At 65.2% G+C, this 4,810-nt stretch carries 4 protein-coding genes; 2 read left to right on the forward strand and 2 right to left on the reverse strand.

Translation table 11 applies throughout. The annotated features are described in order from the left end of the window. Nucleotides 1–178: 178 nt before the first annotated feature. Together WCJ41_RS20110 and WCJ41_RS20115 are read right to left on the reverse strand one after the other, a co-directional pair. Nucleotides 179–1,264: a methyltransferase gene (locus WCJ41_RS20110; protein WP_336907622.1), complete on the reverse strand. Its 1,086-nt coding sequence runs from the start codon at nt 1,262–1,264 to the stop codon at nt 179–181. Between the two features lies 1 nt (nt 1,265). Next, nucleotides 1,266–2,153 carry a polyprenyl synthetase family protein gene (locus WCJ41_RS20115; RefSeq protein ID WP_336907623.1) on the reverse strand — a complete coding sequence of 296 codons (888 nt, stop codon included), beginning with the start codon at nt 2,151–2,153 and terminating at the stop codon, nt 1,266–1,268. A 113-nt stretch (nt 2,154–2,266) separates the two neighbouring features. Here WCJ41_RS20115 and crtD point away from each other — a divergent pair, with 113 nt between their 5' ends. Both crtD and WCJ41_RS20125 read left to right on the forward strand, forming a co-directional pair. After that, nucleotides 2,267–3,778: a 1-hydroxycarotenoid 3,4-desaturase CrtD gene (gene crtD / locus WCJ41_RS20120; RefSeq protein WP_336907624.1), complete on the forward strand. Its 1,512-nt coding sequence runs from the start codon at nt 2,267–2,269 to the stop codon at nt 3,776–3,778. Then, the gene (locus WCJ41_RS20125) at nt 3,715–4,635 is read left to right on the forward strand and encodes a carotenoid 1,2-hydratase (RefSeq protein ID WP_336907625.1); all 921 of its coding nucleotides are present in this window, start codon (nt 3,715–3,717) and stop codon (nt 4,633–4,635) included. Before crtD ends, WCJ41_RS20125 begins: the two co-directional genes overlap by 64 nt. Nucleotides 4,636–4,810 lie beyond the last annotated feature (175 nt).

Consider the following 4,810-nt stretch of genomic DNA (forward strand, 5'->3'; position numbering starts at 1 on the left):
AGCTCTCTCCCCTTGTGGGGAGGGTCGAGGGCGGGGTTGCCGTTCCTGGCATGCGGTTTTGGACGTCGTCCACGGTGCTTGCGGCGGCATCCAGATCGCGTCGGACAGCATCCAAAAAGCATCGAAAAAGCATCTGAAAAGCATCCTCCCGCATGACCGTCCGGATGCGCGTTGCGGGCTACGGCATGGTCAACCGCAGCATGCCGGATACAACCGGATTGCGTGTTGCAACAACCTCGACCGACGCGAATCCGGCATCCCTGGCCATGCGTCGAATCTCGTCAGGGTTGCGGGTGCGGCCCTGGCCCATGGCGGCGAAGTAGAGGCTGAAATAGGCGTCGGCCACGGGGGCCGTGGCGGCGAGGCCGGAGAGCGGCTCTGCCAGGATCAGCGTGCCGCCGGGCGGCAGCATGCGGGCCACGGCGGCCAGCAGGATCTTCACCGAGGCGTCGTCATGGTCATGCGCGATGCGGATGAGGGTGGCGACGTCCGGGCCCTTGGGCAGTTCGTCATCGAGGAAGCTGCCTCCATGGATTTCATAACGATTCCCGAGGTTTGCGCGGGCGATCTCAGCTACCTTGGGAAGGTCGAACAGGCTCAGCTTCAGCTGTGGATAACGCGCCGCCGCGGCTTTCAGGAAGGTGCCGTTGGAGCCGCCGATGTCGATCAGGTGCTGGTGGCGGCTGAAGTCATAGGAGGCCAGGATCTCGGCGGCGACCGCTTCCTGCGAGGCGGCCATGAGGGCGGTGTAGCCCGACGCATCTCGTTGGTCGCCGTAGCTCCAGAAGTCCTTGAGCTGGTTGTCTTTTTTGGTGCCGGAGAGGACGCCGATGGGGTCAGCCAGGTCGGCATAGAGCAGGCTGTGGTGGGTGATGAAGCGGGCGATCCATGGGTTGCCGGCAAGTGCTGCGCCATGGATGCCCAGCGTCACGTCGCCGGTGCTGGTCCGCTCCAGAATCTTCAGCGAAATCGAGGCCTTGAGCAGGCGTTCCGTGCCGTCCGCCGGCCAGCCGATGCGCGCCGCTATGCCTTCGGTGGAGAGGGGCTGGCCTTCCAGCATCTCGATCAGGCCGAGCTTGACGGTGCAGTAGAGCACCTGGCTGTAGGTGAAGCCGGCGAGGAGGTCGAAAAGCTGCCGCGAACGGCTGCGGCTGATCGGCCTAAACAGCGGAAAATCAACGGCAAATTTCTGGAAGCGGGGCGAGGAGAGGAGGCCGTTGCGGAAGCTCCGCCACTGGTCCAAGGCACGTCCCAGAAGGCTCATCTCACGCAGCGACAGTGCTGCGCGCCGACAGGCCGGTGACGAGGCTGCGCGACACGCCCTCGATCTGCTGGGCCAGCGCCTCGCGGCCCGGGCAGTCCGGAATGGCGTTGCGGGCCGCCTCGAGCAGTTCCTCGAAATGCGCCATGGCGCCGTCAAACCCTAGTTCTGCAACGAAATTCGGGGCGTGGTTGGCCTCGTCCTGGTGCACCGGCTTGCCCAGCTTTTCAGCCGATCCGGCCACGTCGCGCAGGTCATCCGCCACCTGGAAGGCCTCGCCAATGGCAAAGCCCAGCTTCTGCCAGGCGAAGGGCTCATACCCTTGCGCCGCCGCACCACCCATGGTGCAGGCCGCGAAGAGGGCGCCCGTCTTGGCCCGCTGATAGCGCACGATATCGATTGTCTGCTCACATTCCCACGCCTGGCCCGCGCAAATGCCGGACGGCCCGCCGACACAGCGCGCCAGAATGCCGGTCAGCGGCGCCAGCCGCTCCACTGCGCGCAGCGCCAGCCATTCAAATCCCAGCACGATCAGCGCATCACCCGCCAGCACCGCCAGCCGCTCGCCAAAGGCAGCGTGAACCGAAGGTTTGCCGCGTCGCAACGCAGAGTTGTCGAAGCAGGGAAGGTCATCATGCACAAGCGAGGCGCAATGCAGGATCTCCACCGCGGATGCAAAAGTGATTGCCGCCGTTGCATTTTGCGATGCTGTTGGAGACGTTCTGGATGCGCAGGCGTTGCTCACCGCCAGCACCAGCCGGGGGCGGATTCGGGCACCACCCGGGAACACGGAATGGCGCAGGGCCTGCGCCAGAAGGGGTGGGCAATCGTCAGCCGCGGCATGCGCCACGGCCTGTTCGAGTTCCTGTTCGAGGCGGAGTCCAATGTCCATGGGGTGTCTCCCGCAGCCGTCAGAAAGAAACGTCACTTGCGACTGTAAGGGAACATTGACATAGTAATCGCAGCTTCGCAACAGGGAAGCCGCGGGACGCCAACAGGACCCACATGTCACGGGATCGCATCGTCATCATCGGGGCCGGAATGGGCGGACTTGCCGCCGCCGTGAGCCTTGCCGCACGGGGCGAAGAGGTGCTTGTGCTCGAGCGCCAGCCAGCGCCGGGCGGCAAGATGCGGCGGCTTGACGTGGCGGGCCGGGGAATCGATGGCGGCCCCACCGTCCTCACCATGCGCTGGGTGCTGGAGCAGCTGTTCGACGAGGCAGGCGCCTCGCTGTCCGATCATGTGACGCTGGAACCGCTGTCCATCTTGGCGCGCCATGCCTGGAGCGACTCTGAGCGGCTGGACCTTCATGCCGACCTTGCGGCATCGGCCGATGCCATCGGCGCATTCGCGGGTGCGGCAGAGGCACAGCGCTTCCGCGACTTCAGCGCCGAGGCGAAGCGCATCTACCAGACGCTGGAAAAGCCCTTCCTCCGCTCGCAACGGCCCAATCCGGCGTCGCTGGCGATGAGCAACGGGCTTGGCGGCATGGCCGCCATGGCGCGCATCAATCCCTTCGAGACGATGTGGAAGGGGCTCGCACGGCACTTCCGCGATCCGCGCCTGCAGCAATTGTTCGGGCGCTATGCGACCTATTGCGGCTCCTCGCCCTTCCTCGCTCCGGCCACGCTGATGCTCGTTGCACATGTGGAGCAGGCGGGCGTGTGGACGGTGAAGGGCGGCATGCATGAACTGGCGCTTGCGCTTGAGGCGCTGGCGCGGCGCAAGGGCGTCACCTTCCGCTATTGCGATGCCGTGACGGAGATTGCCACGGACGGCGGGCGCGTTTGCGCGGTGAGCACGGCACACGAGCGCTTCGACTGCGCGGCGGTGATCGTCAATGCCGATTCCAATGCCGTGGCCACGGGACTGCTCGGCGCTTCCGCGAAGCGCGCGGTCGCACCCATCCAGCCGAAACAGCGTTCGCTATCGGCAATCACCTGGGCGGCGGTGGCGGAGACCTCAGGCTTTCCGCTGGCGCGGCACAATGTGTTCTTTTCTCGCGATTATGCGCAAGAGTTCCGTGCACTGACGACATGCTATCCCGACGAGCCCACCGTCTATGTCTGCGCGCAGGACAGGGACGGGCATGCGGGCGGCCCGGAGCGGCTTCTGCTGCTGGTCAATTCACCGGCCAATGGCGACCATGCACCGCAGGGCCACTGGCAGGTGGAACGCGCCATGAGCGACAAGCTTGCGCAGTGCGGACTTGCCGTTGACTTCAAGCCTGAACACACGATCATCACCGACCCCGCACGCTTCGAGGGCCTGTTTCCGGCAACCGGCGGTGCGCTTTACGGGAGGGCCTCGCACGGATGGATGGCATCATTTCAGCGGCCCGCGGCACGAACGGCGGTGGAGGGGCTTTACCTGGCGGGGGGCAGCGTGCACCCGGGGCCAGGGGTTCCAATGGCCATGCTCTCCGGCCGGTTGGCGGTGGAAAGCCTGCTGGCGTGGCGGGGTTCGATGCGGCGGTCCCACAAGGCGGTTACCGTTGGTGGTATCTCGACGGCTTGAGCGATGATGGCCGCCACGGCCTCACCATCATCGGTTTCGTGGGCAGCGTGTTCTCGCCCTATTACGCGCGGGCCCGGCGCAAGGGCGCGGGCGATCCTGAGAATTTCTGCGCGCTGAACGTGGCGCTCTATGGCGACGGCGGCCACCGCTGGAGCATGACGGAGCGCGGCAAGCACTGGATTTCACGTGAGCCGACACGCTTCACCATCGGGCCGAGTTCCATGCGCTGGGAGGATGGCGCGCTTGTCATCGACATCGACGAGGTGACAGTGCCGCTGCCGTCGCGCCTCAGGGGGCAGGTGCGGCTCACGCCGTCGGCGATCTGCGCGCATGAGGTGCGCCTCGACGCGGAAGGGCTGCATGTGTGGCGGCCGGTGGCACCGTTCTCCCGCATCGATGTGGCGTTCGAGAAGCCGGGCCTGCGCTGGTCCGGCATCGGCTATCACGATTCCAACTGGGGCGCCGTGCCGCTGGAGGACAGTTTCGAAAGCTGGGTGTGGTCGCGCGCGGCAATGAAGGATGGCGCGGCCATCGTCTATGATACCGTTCTACGAGATGGTTCGAACTCCGCCTTCGCGCTGCATATCGGCGCGGAAGGGAGCGTCAAGGAGATGCCAGTGCCGCCGCGCCGCGACATGACGACGACCTTCTGGCGCATGGCGCGGCACATGCGGGCGGACCGGCCTTTCAAGGCGGTGTCACTGCTGGAGGACTCGCCCTTCTATTCACGCACCTTGCTGAAGGTGGAGGCGGATGAGGGGATGGCTGATGCCTTCCACGAGAGCCTGTCGCTCAAGCGCTTCCGCAATCCGGTGGTGCAGATGATGCTGCCGTTCAGGATGCCGCGGCGGGGGTGACAGTTAGTGAACGGGTCTAGGTGACGAAGTCACAACTCTCACAATTCTCGAAATTGCTGCATCCTTTTCGTCCCCGTACCGGGGGATGCTATCCAGCCGGTTATCGGCTTGGATTCGAACTCGGTGCGATACTGCTGACTCTCGCTCAAGAAGGGCCACCACAAGAATGTCTAAG

It is taken from the genome of Aestuariivirga sp. (assembly GCF_037139295.1).
In the GTDB taxonomy this organism is placed as follows: domain Bacteria; phylum Pseudomonadota; class Alphaproteobacteria; order Rhizobiales; family Aestuariivirgaceae; genus Aestuariivirga.

Bases quoted from the DNA above. Each gene is read 5' to 3' on its own strand.
- WCJ41_RS20110 (WP_336907622.1), bottom strand. From the start codon at position 1,264: ATGAGCCTTCTGGGACGTGCCTTGGACCAGTGGCGGAGCTTCCGCAAC.
- WCJ41_RS20115 (WP_336907623.1), bottom strand. From the start codon at position 2,153: ATGGACATTGGACTCCGCCTCGAACAGGAACTCGAACAGGCCGTGGCG.
- crtD (WP_336907624.1), top strand. From the start codon at position 2,267: ATGTCACGGGATCGCATCGTCATCATCGGGGCCGGAATGGGCGGACTT.